We start from the raw sequence: 14,577 nt of genomic DNA, 5'->3' as shown, positions 1-14,577 counted from the left end.
ACCCCAAGCTCACCAAGCCAGCGCTAGCCTGCGGGCATGCGACGATTCGCCCAGGCCATTGCCCAGCCGGACCAGCTTGACGGAGACCTTCCGCAGGCCATCGAGCATGCGCTGGTGGCTGGACCTGATCGCTACAACGTGGGCAAAGGCAAACCGGCGCAGGTGGTGGCCATGGCCGAGGGCCGGATGATCGTGGTGGCTGACATGGTCTGGGGCCTGGTCCCACGCTGGTCCAAGACACCTTTCACCCGCTACACCACCGTGACCGCACGGCTGGAGCGCGCCCCGCGCAGTCGCATCTTTGCCGATGCATGGAAGCAGCGACATTGCCTGGTGCCCCTGAGTGGCTACTACAAATGGGATCGGCAGCGAAAACCGCCGTGGCCTCACTTCATCCAGCGCGCTGACGGCAATGCCTTGCTGGCCGCTGGGCTCTGGGAGCGCTGGGAGGGTGAGGAAGGCGTGCTGCATTCATTCGCGATACTGACCGCGCCCAATGCGAGCATTCCTGCTCCCCTGACGCCGGACGGACCGATCTTCCTGGAAGGCAAAGCGGCGATGCGCTGGCTCAGCGGCTCTATCTCTACGCCGCAATCGCTGCTGCGACATGGGCTGGTCCCGACGCTGGAGAGCTATACCGTCAGCCGCGCGATAGCCAAACCCGAGGCAGACGATTACACGCTGCTCGAGCCTGTCATGCCCGATGACACGCCGCTCGCCGACCAGGACGAGGATGAGGCGTGGGAGGACGACTAGCCGGGCTGAAACGGCGCCTTCACGGCCCGCCCTCTAGCCTCGCGGACATCTTCCCTAGCCCGGTGAGTCCGCCATGACGCATTCCAATGAGCCCTCTACCGTGACCCTGGTGGATCTGAATCGCTATATCGGCACCTGGTATGAAATCGCCCGCTTGCCGATGCGTCATGAGCCAGAGGATTACACGGACATCACCGCGACCTACTCCTTGAACGAAGACGGCAACGTCAGGGTGGACAACCGTGCGCGGGATGGGGATGGCAAGGCGCATCAGTCGATCGGTGAGGCGACCGTGGTCGACGGTTCGCACGGGGCCAAACTGGAAGTGTCCTTCATGCCCGATGGGCTGAAGTGGATACCGTTCACCAAGGGTGATTACTGGATCTTGCGTCTGGATGAGGAGTATCGCTATGCCTTGGTGGGCTCGCCCGACCACAAGTATCTGTGGCTGCTGGCCCGTGAAGCGGTGGTCTCGGCCTCAGTCAGGGACGAGTATCTGGGTACGGCCCGCGAGAAGGGGTTCGACCTGAGCTCGCTCATCACCACGCCGCACCGCGGCATGCCCGTCAGCAATACGGAGCTGGGCTGACGCGGTAGGAGTACGGTGAGCATTCAAGGGCTATCGGCGTGCCGATGCCCCGAGTTGATCCATGATCCAGCGGGCATCGGCCAGCACATCGTCCTGTGCGTGGGGAAGTGATCGCCCTCCCAACGCAGCCAAGCGCTCGCCCATGCGGGTCACCTGCCCGCTTACGTGGCGGCACCGAATGGCCATCCACTGAAAGGTATGGGACACAAAGGCGCGTGTGTTGGGAATCTTTTCGTCGGCCGGACTAGGTAAGCCCGCCTCGTCTGGCACATCCCAGAAAGCCTCCACCATCTGGGCGGCGCAGTCTTGATCCATAAGCTGCGCCTGGACATGGGCCAGCCAGCAGACCGATAAGCACACGCCAAGATGCGACCCTTCATAGGTCATGAGATTCACGTGCTTCGACCAAGGGGCGTGTTGCAGTCTGCGGCTCCTGCTCCGCTGGAGCCAAAGAGAGAAACCGGCATGACAGGGGCACAGATACGTACGCTCCAATGAGGGGCCTGCCAACTCGCCGATGCACGCGTGTCCCGACAGCATCGCCACGGTACGCACGTGGGCGGCAATGCGAGAAATCGCCTCATCGTGCGTGCAGTTCGAGCGCCGGGGGATTTCCGAAGGCCTTAGGAATCGGAAGTATCGCCCCAATACTCGGCTTTGGAGCGAGCGAGTGGCGCTTCGCATTGATTCGGCAAAATAGATGCGAACATCGTTTGGCGATATGCCCAACGGACGAGGCGGACTGGCATTCCAAGGCAGGCCTGCGACCCAAACCTGCTCAGCCACCCTGCAGGTCAGCCGAGTATCCAGCGAAGGTGCTTCGCGAAGCGCCCGAGGCCAAGGTGTTTGCTCGGGCGCACCATCTATGCGACTGCCGCAGCGGCAGATAAAGGGCTCACAATCCCAGAGCACGCGATAGCCGTTGTGCTGGCCACACGCGCGACAGAACTGCTCGAGCCTTACATGGTGCACAGGACAGAACCAAAGTGCGCGATGTTGATGGATGGCTTTGTGATGGTCTAGCTTCATGCAGGCCGGGCACCAGACGATGTGATGTCGCCACCAATCTAGAGGCACTTCAGCAAGGTCCTGTCTTGCTTTGGCGATGACGCGCCGAAGCAGTGGATGCAAAACCTCCTCGGTCGCAACCTCCAGTTTTGCTACCCAACTCATGAATTCGAGCAGGTGGGTGGTCGAGGGCGGCCGACGCGGTTGCATAGCCTGCAATGGCTGCTCAATATGCTTTGCAACGTCGTACGCACGGCACAGGTTGAATCGGCCGATCGCCGCGTATGAACCTAAAAGGGAGTTATTCTCCCAGTGCTCTGGAAGGTAGGGGAAAAACCCCATCACCTCCGCGCCATCAGACGACATGAATTTGCCGAAGCAGCTCCGGCGTATTCTTCAAGTCTGCGCTGTCTAGGTTACGCAAGTGGATGACGAGTGAGGCCAAAAAACTGGCGACGCTGGACATGTCCACCACGGTTCCAATACCTGGCAAACGCCGCTGTTGGAGTTCGTGCCAAAACAGGTTACCGCAACCGGCGAGCCGCCCACCGCCTTCGTAGAATCTGGGCAGCAGCAGATGCAGGTAGCTAAGGCCAGAACCTGTGGGAAACTCAGACCTAGTGTCAATCGCCGCGAGCAGCGGCTCCAGCTCAGCCGCATTCTGGATCCCTTTGAACTCAAGCAACTCGGCCATAAAACGCTTCTCGAGGTCCGATCTGGCGGCTTTCAATTGTTTCTTTTTCTCTTTCAGCTCAACCTGCCCGAACAGAACAACCGTGACCTTTACCAGCTCTCTCACCAGACGGTTGATGACAGATTTAAGCGCTGCAAACTCGCGACAGCTCAAATCTTGGGCCTCATCGAAGATCAAGAAAAGGTGTCTGGACTCCCCTGACATGGCTAGAAGGGCGCGATGCAACTGCGTACGTTTGCCAGCCAAGTCTGAGGCAATCTTCGGCGCATAATTCATCTTGTTAAGAATGTCCGAGATTAATCGTCCTTCCGCCGGACGGTCGTCCTCAGCTGCCTCATAGACCATCACGCCGCAACCCGGTTTTTTCCTCTTCATTTCCGCCGCAATAAGCCTGGTACATGTACTCTTACCCGATAGCGGTTGGGCGAAGAAGGCAATGGATGCTCGACCCTTGCGGGCCACCTCCCATACACGAGCAACAACGTCCTTGCCCGCGAAGGTGGGGAGAATTGCGGTTTCAGTAATCAGCGGATGCTCATCCCATACCTGAGCACGTAAGTTCATAATTTCGTCAATAGTCATTGCGATCCCCATTGAGAGCGCCGATGTCATCCCACGGAAGGTAGTTGGAACTGCTTGATTCACTTGCCCGATCCAGCAGCTCATTCACTGCAGCCTCGGCCTCCCGCTCCTGGGTCGTCGTTGTGGCTACGTCATTGGGAATGTCGCGGCGGGCGTTGTGGTCGCCCATTTGTCGCACGTCAGCCTTGGACGGCTTGGACTTGCCCTTTTCTTTGACCTTGGCATTGTCAGCTGCGACTTTTTGCAAGAACGCAGCTACGACATCGTCATTCCTGTCGTTATCGATATAGCCCTCGCGAAGCAGCTGATTGATATGGCGCCGCAGGTCAATCGAATGATCGCTCCAGCGCCAGCGACCGCCGGCCTGGCATGTCCCTACAGGTCGCCCTTGGTGAAAGGCGTCCACATAGCGAACATTGGTGCGTACTACATGCAGGTCTGCCGTCTGACCCAACAGCGCCCAGTCTTTTGACATCCCTGGGTTGGTGTAGTCGACATCCAGGAAGGTGAAGTAAGGGCGACGACCTGTGCTTTTGTTGCCACGGATTTTCGCCTGTGCGATCGACTTGGATAAATCCGCCTCTCCCTCCCGCAAAGGCGGTAGAAAGGGGAACAGGTATTGATCTCGTTCGGGCCCACAGATGAGGGCATGCATGCGCTGGGCGGGGCTGGCTGCCAAGTTGGCTTTTCCCGCCTTCTCGTTGAACTTGCGCACCAGATTGACTACAAGGCCCACGATCTCGCGCTCGGACACCACGCATGCTCGCGCCGCAGCTTCAGCGTTTTGGCGCTTCGGATCCAACGGACCCGCACCGGTGGTCTGCGGGAGCCGTTTGAAGCCTGCCCGCTCTAGTTCATTGAAGATGCGCTCCACGAGCTGACGTCTGGCGGGGGTCTTCACCGGTCCAAAATTCATCGCGCATCCGCTCAGCGCCATCACGCGAGAAACCAGTTCCTCTGCCAGATGGATGAGCGCATTGTCCAGCAGCAGGCAATTGAACCCACACCACCCGAAACGGTCATCTAGATCTGCCAGCGGACGTGTCGGGCGCTGATCTTCCGCACGATGCGCCCAGTCGGGTTCACCGACCATGCCGGCATGCAGGACGTCCATCGCATCGCCAGCGTTGGCCTCCTCGCGGAAGATCACCTTGAACGCCATGATCCAGCCCTTGTGGCGATCGGCCAGCAACAGGAGCTTCATCCGTCCTGCATCCAGGAAGCGTGAGCCCTCGGGTGTCTGGATTCTGACCGTGCCGATGCAGCCCATGGCATGCTCGTCAATCTCGACGATGTCCATCGGCATGCAGGCCGTCAGGCGGGAGACGTGGCCATTCCCGGCTTTTGACTTGGTCGCAGCTTTGTCGCCGTACTGGGTCGCCACGATCGCGTCGTAGTGACTGATCAGAAAAGTATTGGTGAACTTACGAACAGCCCCTGCCCCACGCCGACGGGATTTAAACGGCCAGGACTGCTCGTCTGGATCCTTGGCCTTGCATAGACGAAGGAACTCCATGTGCACCGATTTGTGCCTGATCCCCGCTTCACCGCCGGGTTTTCGTTTGGCATTGAGCAGTAGGTAGTTATTCAATGCCTCGGCGATCTCGCCGTTCTGGCTCAGGAAAAGCCCAAGGGCTCCTGCGAGTCCTTTGCATTGATGCTGCGGCAATGGCTTTCGTCGCTGCCGCGGCTGCATCTCAAGGTTTGGAAGGAGCCCCACCCAGCCGATCGGTCTGCCCCGCTCGTCGAGCGCGACACACTTATCGTAGGCGCGATAGAAGACCTCTTTCCAGATCGACAACTGCTGCAGCAGAGGCGTGATCCGCTCACCACCCACATAGGAGGTGATGGCGTCCTTGAGCGAATAAAACCGTTTCTGCTGGGCCGAATCCAGCCCTTCCAGCGACGGCATGACCCAGCTAGCCAGATCCAAACGCTCCGGAGGCGTCGTCTTCAGGGTCAGGCGCTTACCCATCGTGCTGTGCCCGCAACACCGTGTTCGGACCCCACAGGTGAATATCCACGTCGCTTTGGATCTCGCGAGCACGCAACAGCGTGGCCACTGCGCCCGTGACTAGCGCAGTGGGCTCAGTGGCCAGCTGTTGGCACAGATCACGAACCTCGAGTTGGCCTCGTTCTTCCAGCAGTTGCCGGCACCGGATGATCACCGGGGCCAAACTGTGGGATCGGCACCGGTTTAGCGTGGGGACAATGGCGCGCCAGCTTTGGATGCGTACCTTCGCCCTATTCAGCGTGGCAAGGTTGATCAATCGCCGGCCCGCCACCGATGCCTTATCGGCCTCAGGGTCTAGGTCGACGTCGAACTCGGCCCCCTCGAGCGTGCTGACGGTGGCAAAGTGACGCCGCCTCTCTTGAGCGGGTGCCAGACCGTGGCGAAGGGGCGAATAGTCGACGGATACCAGCTCCGGTGAACCTTCCAGGTAGAAGAAGGCCTCTAGCTCGATGTCTGAGGCCAGTGTCAACGGCAGTGCCTGCCCGTCCTGCGGAGGCCTGACAAACCAGAGGTTGTAGCCGCTGGCTCCTCTGGCACGCACGGCTGCCAGGTATTGGTTGCGCTTCTTCTGCGCCGGCGTCTTACCCATCGACGTGACCGCGCAGACATACGGCGGCAGAAAAGCGGGTACGACCGACGTCCCCCCGCTTTCAGTAGCGGGGCGATTTAGAGTCCGGGGTTGATGGTAGCGGATGCCAGTTGCTTCGCGTAGGCGCTCGGTGTTAGGCCGCCGAGTGCCTTCTTCGGCCGCTCCTCGTTGTACTCCCGGCGCCAGGTCTCGATGACCGTCCGGACGTGCAGCAGGTGGGTGAACCAGTGTTCGTTGAGACACTCGTCCCGCAGCCGCCCGTTGAAGGACTCGACATAGGCGTTCTGGTTGGGCTTCCCGGGCTGGATCAGTCGTAGCTGCACACCGCGCTGGTGCGCCCAGACGACCATGGCCTTGCCGCAGAACTCCTTGCCGTTGTCGGTGCGGATCACCTGCGGCAAGCCACGGGCGAGCGCCAGGCGATCCAGCACGCGTGTTACGCCCAAGCCGGAGATCGCCCGCTCGACTTCGATCGCCACCGCCTCGTGGGTGGCGTCGTCGACGATCGTCAGGCATTTGATGACCCGGCCTTCGGCAGTGCGGTCGAACACGAAGTCCATCGACCACACCTGGTTGGCGGCCAGCGGCCGGATAAGTGGCTGACGCTCGCCCGGCAACACCTTCTTGCGCTTGCGGCGCCGCACCTGCAGCTTCGCCTCCTGGTACAGCCGTTCGACGCGCTTGTAGTTCACGAGCAGTCCCGCTTGCCTAAGCTTGAGGTGGATCATCCCGACGCCGTAGCGCCTGTGCCGCTGCGCCAGCGCCAGGATCCGCGCCCGCAGCTCGACGTTGCGGTCCGGACGCGGCGCATAGCGGTACGCGCTGGCGCTCATGCGCACCACCGCCAGCGACCGCCGCTCACTCAGGCCCTTGGCCACCAGATGCCGCACCAGCTCCCGTCGAGCCGGTGCAGTCACCACTTTTTTCGCAGGGCGTCCTTGATCACGTCGTTCTCGAACACCTGCTCGGCCAGCAGCTTCTTCAGCCGGGTGTTCTCCGCCTCCAGCTCCTTCAGCCGCTTGGCGTCGGGCACGCTCATGCCGCCGAACTTGCTGCGCCACAGGTAGTACGAGGCTTCGCTGAAGCCGTGCCGGCGGCACAGGTCCTTGACCGGCAGGCCGGCTTCGGCCTCACGCAGGAAGCCGATGATCTGTTCTTCGGAAAAGCGCTTCTTCACGTCCAATCTCCTTGTGGTTGGGGATTGGACTCCAGATCGCGGTGCTACTCAAAATTGGGGGGACGTCGCGACCTTGACCCGCTTGGCGGGAAGGGGTGTATATTGACGATGGCATCAACAGGTCCTCCACGACCTGGCCCAAAGAGTCCGACCATTGCAGTGGCGGGCTCTTTTTTGTTAGGGAATCGTTAAATTCTCTTGAGGCTTCACTCGGAGAAGCCTAACCGCTTAAGCCATCTGGAAACTGATCCGAGGCTTGTGGTTTAAATTTCAATCCAGGCCTAGCGCATGAACGTCGATTCTGCTAGCGCAATTTTAACCGGGGGATCCATCCTGTGGACTCGCTTTCTGCAGAAATCGCAGGGCGGAAATGTCCGTTGGTTGGATAGAACCCTTCTCCTCCCCACGACAGATCGTTCGGGGACCTTGACCGCACGCATGGCGCCGCGGGTTTTTGAAGAGGTCGCGAAAGGAAAGAATCCCGACGGCAAATACTGGATGGAATTTGACGATAGTGGGCAGAAGTTCAATCTCGTTGAACGCGTCGAGGAGCGAGTTCCAAACTCACGTCAATGGCTTCTTAAAAAATTTGTCGGCTATACAGAGCCTGAGCTACCTCCCCTCCTGCACTCACGAGAGACACTACTGGCCTACCTGAATGAGCGCGATCTTATTTTCGTGCCGGGTCAGGTCATTGAAGCGGCAAGACTGCGCGATCCTGCCTTTTATACGGATATGAAAGATAGGAACATGGCAGCGCTTGTCAAAGCCGCTACGCCGTCGACGTTACTCTTCCTCATCGCCTTCCACCGGGAAATAACCTGGAGGCGATATCCCGACCACCACCTGGCTCACATCTTGGCTGATAGAGCAGTCAATGAGTTCATCGACTCATTTTTCAGCAGGGAATTTGAAGACGCGAGAAATCTTTCTATAAAACTTCGCGGCGGACTCCAGTGGCTGGTTGTTAGAGTCGCTCGACTTGGGGATCGATGTGCGCCATGCGTGCTTCCGGATAGCTTTGAGCATCTTTATCCTCTTCCTTTCCTGATGGAAAAAAGTGAGGAAGCGTCGGATGCCTGCGCATGTCTCTACGCCGCGGGCGAGCGTTGGTATGAGCGGATCGGACACCCCTTGCCGGATCGGTACTCCGAAGGAGCTACGAAGATCTCATGGGAGGATTTAACCGCCATGTCTCCTTCAGCAACTTGCATTCGCGCGGCGCTTCGAGTTCTGGATGAAAGCATTTCACGAGCACATGAACACATTGCCGGCGAGTATGAGAAATCACTTCTATTTAAGGCCACAGGCAAGACCAATATTGCTATAAACAAGCCAAGATCGACTTGCCGGGCAGTCATGCATCACCGATCCAAAGGCGGTGCCGCATAGTTCCTGAACTCACAAAGACTTCTGCGGACTGTTGGATGCAGCATTTTCTCCAATATTTCGATGAATTCCCGGCGCCTAAGAAAAGTCACAACCTGTCCGCTCGTCCGCCAAAAGTCACAACTTTGCTGACCGCGTGTTACCGAGCAAAAGAGTTATATGAGCAAGATTCGCTGAGTGTAAGTTGCTGATACTAATAACGTTACTCCCTTATATATCCGTCACAACTTTGCTGAGCCCGGTTGCAGTTCCTGAAACGCTGATTGCCGACACTGAATCGCCCCACTGGCAGCCAGCAGATGCCCCGACTGGCTCCAACAAATGCCCCAGCGTCGATAAGCCTCCAACAATCCGCCCCGTTCTCAGAGCGCTACCAGCAAGCTGCCCCAAATTCGACGACAGAACTCTTTGCGGCTAGTGGTACCTAGCGCGATCGGCGTAGTTGGCCAGGCCTGATCAGCCAACAAATGCCCCGCATTCAAACTTCCTCCCAACAGACGCCTCAAATCTGATCGGCGGCTCGGGCACCAGCAGTACGCTCGAACAGCTGCCTGACCCATCGCAGCAGATCCTCGTGCGGGATCGTCCGTCCAGCGTCGACGTCGGCCAAGCCCTCGCGGGTCCGGTCCAAGCCCGCCGGCAAAGGCTGCGATACGTCGTGGACTGCCAGGTCGATGATGACATCTAAGTCGGCGCATAAGGGCTGTATGGCAGTGGCCACCAGACGAGCTGCCCGCTCGGCGAACGCCAGGTCAACCACCAGCCAGACCAACAGCCCGGGTGGCTGCTCAGCGCCCGCTGACGAGTGCGTTTCCAGGAGGTACGCCGACGAGACGAAGTTGGCGTGCTCGAGGCTGCGGCTGATGGCCGGAGCGAGCCAAGCCGGTGCGCCCTGGGCAGGTCTCACGGCGAACTCCACCGGCGCCAGTCGCTCCACACGGGCGAGAAATCCCCTATCCAGCCATGTCGCAATTTCCTCTGGATAAAAAACAACCCCACCATCGTTGGGATTGAGCATCAAGGTCGCGCCGCGCGTACCGGTTAGCAACTCACGGCCTGACACTCCCAGAATTTTGACGGCAGCCGAGCTGGCCACCTGCGCCTTGCCTAGCGAGGTAAAGAAAGGGATCGCATCGAATCCGTCGGGGTGGCGGAACTGGACCAGCCGCAATGTCCGAGCGTCGTCCGAAACGGGTGCATGCACGTATACGATCGCATCCATCAGCCGCTTGAAGAATGCGAGCTCCTCAGTCGCGCTGTCACGGGCCCGTTCAAACGAAGCCTCCAGGGCCGCTTCCGCAGCCGTGGTCCCTCTTCCGCGCGGCCTGCTCGGTCGCTTCATGGTCAGATGCGATGTGGACCGAGCGGGCAGCCGCGGAACCAGTCCGGCTCGATCTGGCTGGTCAGATATGGGCGTACGAAAGCCGACTGGGTCAGCTCCCGCAGCCGTTCTTCATGCTGGGCAATGGCTTCGATGTCGCTGACCGTCGGATAGTGCCGAAGCAGTCGGTACGCCTCTTCCCGAATCGATTTGGGCACGGCCTTGCTGGCGGCGAGTTCTCTCAGGAACGCGCCGGCCTGCAGCATGTTGCGTGTGCGTTCGGCGGGCATGGTCATGCGGATGTCTGAGCTTGCACTAAGGAATACTTAGCTTACAGATTTCCGCTGCCGCTGGGGATGCAGGGCTTAGGTCAGTTGCTTTCGGTAACAATTGATAGTAAAATCAACTACTTACTTCGCATAACATTCCTTATGTAAGGACTGGTACTAATGAGGCGTAGCTTTCGCCTCCACTAGCGGCGTGGCAGCGACGGCCGCGAACCTGGTGCTCCCCGAGCAACTGGCGACGTTCCCCCGCTTTCAGTAGCGGGGCTCTTTAGAGTCCGGGCTCATCGTAGCGGCTTTGGCCGCCAGTTGTTCGGCGTAAGCGGCCGGGGTCAGGCCACCCAGGGTCTTCTTTGGTCGCTCCTCGTTGTATTCCCTGCGCCAGGTCTCGATCTCGGTGCGGGCGTGCAGCAGCGTCGGGAACCAGTGCTCGTTGAGGCATTCGTCGTGCAGGCGGCCGTTGAAACTTTCGATGTAGGCGTTCTGGTTCGGCTTGCCTGGCTGGATCAAACGTAGCTGCACACCGCGTTCGTGGGCCCACGTCACCATCGTCTTGCCGCAGAACTCCTTGCCGTTGTCGGTCCGGATCACCTGCGGCAGGCCACGGATCAACGCCAGCCGGTCCAGCACCCGTGCCACGCCGTGGCCCGAGATGGCCCGCTCCACTTCGATCGCCACCGCCTCGTGCGTGGCATCGTCCACGATGGTCAGCGCCTTGAGCACACGACCCTCGGCGGTGCGATCGAACGCAAAGTCCATCGACCAGACTTGGTTGGCTGCTTCCGGCCGAAGCAAGGGTTGGCGCTCGCCCAGCAGCACCTTCTTCACGATGCCACGAATCTAGTACTACGTAAGAGAGCGCGAGGGGCGCTGGTGGGTCAGCCGTGGTCTGAGGGATGATCTGGCGAGCCTGCCTACCTTCGATGCCGCATGTACATACGCGACAGCGCTTGCCCGCCTGCTCCAGGGAACGTATCAGCAGAACAGCGGCGTGCGGGTGCCGACAGGAACTGGTCAATGGCGTAACCACGCCATCTTTGGGGGCGAGCCGCGTGGCCCCTCACCCCTTCCTGATCACCAATAACAGTAAACCCGCGACCATCAGGCCAATGCCCAGCCAGTCTTTCGGCGAGGGGCGCTCGCCCAAGAGGAAGAAGGCGAACACAGCGACAAGCACCACGCTGAGTTTGTCGACCGGGGCCACACGAAAGGCCTCCCCCACCTGCAGGGCGCGGAAATAGCACAACCATGACGCGCCGGTGGCCAAGGCAGAAAGCACCAGATAGCCGAGTGTGCGGGCGGGTAGCTGCAGCGGATTGGTCCATTTCCCGGTGATCCAGACCAACGGCACGACCAAGGCTGTCACCACCAGGGTGCGCAACGCCATGGCCAGATCGGCATCGACATCTTTGACTCCGAGCTTGGCCAACACGGCCGTCAGCGCGGCAAACACCGCCGATAGCAGTGCCCAGAGCAACCAGTGGTCAGGCGTTGGCATTCACGTTCTCCTGGTAGCGAAGCGCTAGCGATCCTGTGTAGGCGTGGACATGACAGGTGGATGCCGGACCTCGAATATCACCCTGCCCTGGTACGGCTCTCCCAGAGGATGGGACACCAGACCATGCCCACGCACCACCCGATCTACTGCCGGCCAGAGGTCTTGTTGGGTGACATAGACCAAGCCCTCTTCCAATCCGGTTTCCTTCAGCTGTCCATTGCCCGCGACATCATCGAGGCTACGCAAGGCCAACTCGCGCTGGGTACTTCGGCCCTGGGCGGGCTGCAGGTGCGGCTGCAATGGGCGGCGCTGGCGCCAACCGCCTAGTGCTCTGGGGAACGTCCCTGTGCGATCGGGACGAAGGTGACGCTGGCCACCGTGCCGCCCTGTACTTGCGAATCCAGTTGCAGTATCCAACCGAAGTGCTGGCAGATGCGCGCGATCAAGCCCAGTCCAATCCCTCCCGAGCGCACGATGCCGCCCCGTGTCAGGCGGGTGTAGAGCGCGCTCATCTCCTCCCCGGACATCCCATGCCCGGGGTCCTGGATCGATAGCGTAGCCAATCCGGTGTTCCGGATCAGGATTGTCCCACGATCGCTGTTCTCGATCGCATTACGCAGCAGATTGCTGATCACGGCTCGTACCACTTGCGGCGGTGCCTCGACGCGAAACGGTGCCTGCAACTGCGACACGATGGTCAGTTCCTTGTTGTCGGCCACGAGGGTGTGGTCCTCGATAATGCTGGACAGTTCTTCAGCCAGATCCACTTCCCGGGCTTCTTTCTGGATACGGGCCGGGTCACGGGCCAGGGCCAACAGCATGTTCGACAGTTCGGCCATTTCTACCGAGGTGCGGTGGGCGCGCTCGAGGTAAGGCCGCACCGTATCGGTAGTGTCCTCATGATCTAGGGCGACCTGCATGGCGTTGGTGATCACCGCAACGGGTGTACGCAACTCGTGACTGGCCAGATTGATGAATTCCGTCTCGCGCTCGATGTGATCGCGAATTCGTTGGCTGTAGCCATTGAGCGCCTCGGTCATCAGGGCAATTTCGCTCGGCGCTGAGTGCGCCACATCCAACGGCGGATCGCGACCATCAGGTTTGAGCGTGGGTATCGTCTTGACCAGCTGTGTGAGCGGTTTGATCAAGCGATCCACGCCCCAGAAGATCAACCCCGATAAGAGCAACGCAACCAACGCAACCGACACCCCGAGGCGCGTGCCCAGCACGAACTCGTCCTGCTCCTGATCGGTGATGTCCAGCGCCAGCACCCGTTTGCCCGGGTGATTGGGCACCTGTTCCACCAGCACCACAAACTGGCGATCGCCGATCACCAACTCGTCGTGCAGCCCGGGAGCGAGCCGTTCGAACGCTATTGGTGCCGGGGTATTCCCATCGAAGAACTTCAGCAGATCCGTATTAGGCGCAAAGTGGGCTGGGTCCTGCGCCCGGCGTGTGGTGAAGAACTCCATCTCACTGCGCAACAGCGACTCCCACACCGCCTGCTCTGTGCGTTCGTTGACCCAGTAGCCGTGCGTGGCAAACACCGCCGAAAGGATGGCGATGTAGGCCAACAGGCCCACGATCAAGCGGCGACGAAGGCTCGGACGACGCTTCACGGCGTGTCGTCCGCGCGGTACAGGCGGTAGCCGACCCGACTGATGGTATGCAGCAGCGGCGTCTCGCCGGGCAGGTCCAGGCGGCGGCGCAGCTCGTACACATGAGTACGCAGCATATCGCTGTCAGGTCGTTCCTCGCCCCAGATTGCCGCTTCCAGCCGCCCCTTGGGTACGACGTTGGGGCTTTCGCGCATGAGGATCTCCAGGATCGCGCGACTACCGCTGTAGAGCTGCAGCGTGCGTGCGCCCCGGCTGATCTCGTGGGTAGACAGGTTGTAGGTCAGGTCGGCCACTTTGAGCACCCGCTGGCGACCGGAGCGACGGGCTGAGAGTGCCTGCAGGCGCGCTTGCAGTTCGGTGATGTCAAACGGTTTGGCCAGATAGTCGTCCGCGCCTGACTCAAAACCGGCCAGTTTGCTCTCGATCTGATCGCGTGCGGTCAGCATCAATACCGGGACATCCGAACCCGCATTGCGCAATCGACGCAGGACTTCGATGCCATCCATGCGCGGCAGCATCCAGTCCAGCACCACCACGTCGTACTGACCCTCCAACGCCAGTTGAAGTCCCGAGGGCCCATCGGGAGCGGCGTCGAGTACGAAGCCGCGCTTCTCCAAGAAGTCGAACACGTTGGCCAACAAGCCCTGGTTGTCCTCCACGAACAGCACCCGGATGGCGGGCCCGTTCTGGCGCTGCGCGGCTGCAGCCCGACGTGCGGCCACAGTCTGACAAGGATCTGACATATCTAAACCTACTCTAATGCGAATCGTTCGCGTTGCTGTTTGCAACAACCCTTTCCCACCTGGAGTCCCTCCCCGATGTCCGGTTCCCGAACCACCCGCAAGACCCCCGTGAACCTGCTGTCCCAGCTGATTGGCCGTGCTTTGTATGGTGCGCCGCTGGCCCTGGCACTCGGTGGCAACGCCCTGGCTCAACAAGCCACGCAAGACGCCACTACTTTAGACGGCATTGAAGTCGTCGGTGACAAGGATGCCTATCAGATGAATGCTGGCGCAATGCGGAGAGCCCCAAGCTGGCTCCAACGGTGAATTAACAC

Annotated in this window: 15 protein-coding genes and 1 pseudogene; 5 read left to right on the top strand and 11 right to left on the bottom strand. The window is 60.1% G+C overall.

Annotation, left to right across the window (positions count from 1 at the left end):
- Window positions 1-36 precede the first annotated feature (36 nt).
- Window positions 37-756 carry an SOS response-associated peptidase gene (locus tag ACGHX3_RS09670; protein ID WP_299347425.1) on the top strand — a complete coding sequence of 240 codons (720 nt, stop codon included), beginning with the start codon at window positions 37-39 and terminating at the stop codon, window positions 754-756.
- Between the two features lie 73 nt (window positions 757-829).
- Complete coding sequence (locus ACGHX3_RS09665) at window positions 830-1,345, top strand: lipocalin family protein (protein ID WP_299347424.1); 516 nt, start codon at window positions 830-832, stop codon at window positions 1,343-1,345.
- Window positions 1,346-1,375: 30 nt separating this feature from the next.
- On the opposite strand, the gene ACGHX3_RS09660 is transcribed toward ACGHX3_RS09665, so the two are convergent.
- From ACGHX3_RS09660 to ACGHX3_RS09640, 5 genes are all read right to left on the bottom strand, one after another.
- Entirely contained in the window at window positions 1,376-1,741 is a 366-nt protein-coding gene (locus tag ACGHX3_RS09660) for a hypothetical protein (protein ID WP_299347423.1), read from the bottom strand.
- A gap of 967 nt (window positions 1,742-2,708) precedes the next feature.
- Complete coding sequence (locus tag ACGHX3_RS09655; protein ID WP_312767345.1) at window positions 2,709-3,629, bottom strand: ATP-binding protein; 921 nt, start codon at window positions 3,627-3,629, stop codon at window positions 2,709-2,711.
- Window positions 3,619-5,604, bottom strand: coding sequence for a hypothetical protein (locus ACGHX3_RS09650; RefSeq protein ID WP_299347421.1), 1,986 nt, complete (start codon window positions 5,602-5,604; stop codon window positions 3,619-3,621). The genes ACGHX3_RS09655 and ACGHX3_RS09650 overlap by 11 nt, the downstream gene beginning before the upstream one ends.
- Window positions 5,597-6,232, bottom strand: a complete 636-nt coding sequence (locus ACGHX3_RS09645) for a hypothetical protein (protein WP_299347420.1) — start codon at window positions 6,230-6,232, stop codon at window positions 5,597-5,599. Before ACGHX3_RS09645 ends, ACGHX3_RS09650 begins: the two co-directional genes overlap by 8 nt.
- 77 nt (window positions 6,233-6,309) lie before the next feature.
- A protein-coding gene (locus tag ACGHX3_RS09640) for an IS3 family transposase (RefSeq protein ID WP_394694830.1) occupies window positions 6,310-7,409 on the bottom strand; the annotation gives its coding sequence in 2 pieces (ribosomal slippage) (window positions 6,310-7,151 and window positions 7,151-7,409; 1,101 coding nt in all).
- 288 nt (window positions 7,410-7,697) lie between these two features.
- Between ACGHX3_RS09640 and ACGHX3_RS09635 the strand changes: the two genes are divergently transcribed.
- Window positions 7,698-8,801 carry a hypothetical protein gene (locus ACGHX3_RS09635; RefSeq protein ID WP_312767349.1) on the top strand — a complete coding sequence of 368 codons (1,104 nt, stop codon included), beginning with the start codon at window positions 7,698-7,700 and terminating at the stop codon, window positions 8,799-8,801.
- Window positions 8,802-9,300: 499 nt separating this feature from the next.
- Here ACGHX3_RS09635 and ACGHX3_RS09630 read toward each other — a convergent pair whose 3' ends face one another.
- The 4 genes and pseudogenes from ACGHX3_RS09630 to ACGHX3_RS09615 form a co-directional block, all read right to left on the bottom strand.
- Entirely contained in the window at window positions 9,301-10,140 is an 840-nt protein-coding gene (locus ACGHX3_RS09630; protein WP_394694829.1) for an SseB family protein, read from the bottom strand.
- A 2-nt stretch (window positions 10,141-10,142) separates the two neighbouring features.
- A complete protein-coding gene (locus ACGHX3_RS09625; protein WP_394694828.1) occupies window positions 10,143-10,415 on the bottom strand; it encodes a BPSL0761 family protein in 273 nt (90 codons plus the stop codon).
- A 243-nt stretch (window positions 10,416-10,658) separates the two neighbouring features.
- Window positions 10,659-11,228 (bottom strand): annotated as a pseudogene (locus tag ACGHX3_RS09620) (IS3 family transposase); the annotation flags it as partial.
- Window positions 11,229-11,463: 235 nt separating this feature from the next.
- Entirely contained in the window at window positions 11,464-11,901 is a 438-nt protein-coding gene (locus ACGHX3_RS09615) for an EamA family transporter (protein ID WP_394694827.1), read from the bottom strand.
- A gap of 60 nt (window positions 11,902-11,961) precedes the next feature.
- Here ACGHX3_RS09615 and ACGHX3_RS09610 point away from each other — a divergent pair, with 60 nt between their 5' ends.
- Window positions 11,962-12,228 (top strand): hypothetical protein, encoded by a 267-nt coding sequence (locus ACGHX3_RS09610; protein ID WP_394694826.1) that lies wholly within the window; start codon window positions 11,962-11,964, stop codon window positions 12,226-12,228.
- Here the strand turns inward: ACGHX3_RS09610 and ACGHX3_RS09605 are convergent.
- Both ACGHX3_RS09605 and ACGHX3_RS09600 read right to left on the bottom strand, forming a co-directional pair.
- A complete protein-coding gene (locus tag ACGHX3_RS09605) occupies window positions 12,225-13,520 on the bottom strand; it encodes a sensor histidine kinase (protein WP_394694825.1) in 1,296 nt (431 codons plus the stop codon). The genes ACGHX3_RS09610 and ACGHX3_RS09605 overlap by 4 nt on opposite strands.
- The gene (locus ACGHX3_RS09600) at window positions 13,517-14,194 is read right to left on the bottom strand and encodes a response regulator transcription factor (protein WP_394697268.1); all 678 of its coding nucleotides are present in this window, start codon (window positions 14,192-14,194) and stop codon (window positions 13,517-13,519) included. The genes ACGHX3_RS09605 and ACGHX3_RS09600 overlap by 4 nt, the downstream gene beginning before the upstream one ends.
- A gap of 177 nt (window positions 14,195-14,371) precedes the next feature.
- On the opposite strand from ACGHX3_RS09600, the gene ACGHX3_RS09595 reads away from it, so the two are divergent.
- Window positions 14,372-14,569: a hypothetical protein gene (locus ACGHX3_RS09595; protein ID WP_394694824.1), complete on the top strand. Its 198-nt coding sequence runs from the start codon at window positions 14,372-14,374 to the stop codon at window positions 14,567-14,569.
- Window positions 14,570-14,577: the final 8 nt, after the last annotated feature.

Source organism: Pseudoxanthomonas japonensis (assembly GCF_043632995.1).
GTDB classification, from domain to species: Bacteria; Pseudomonadota; Gammaproteobacteria; order Xanthomonadales; family Xanthomonadaceae; genus Pseudoxanthomonas_A; species Pseudoxanthomonas_A japonensis.
This window is presented reverse-complemented; position numbering and strand designations above follow the sequence as displayed.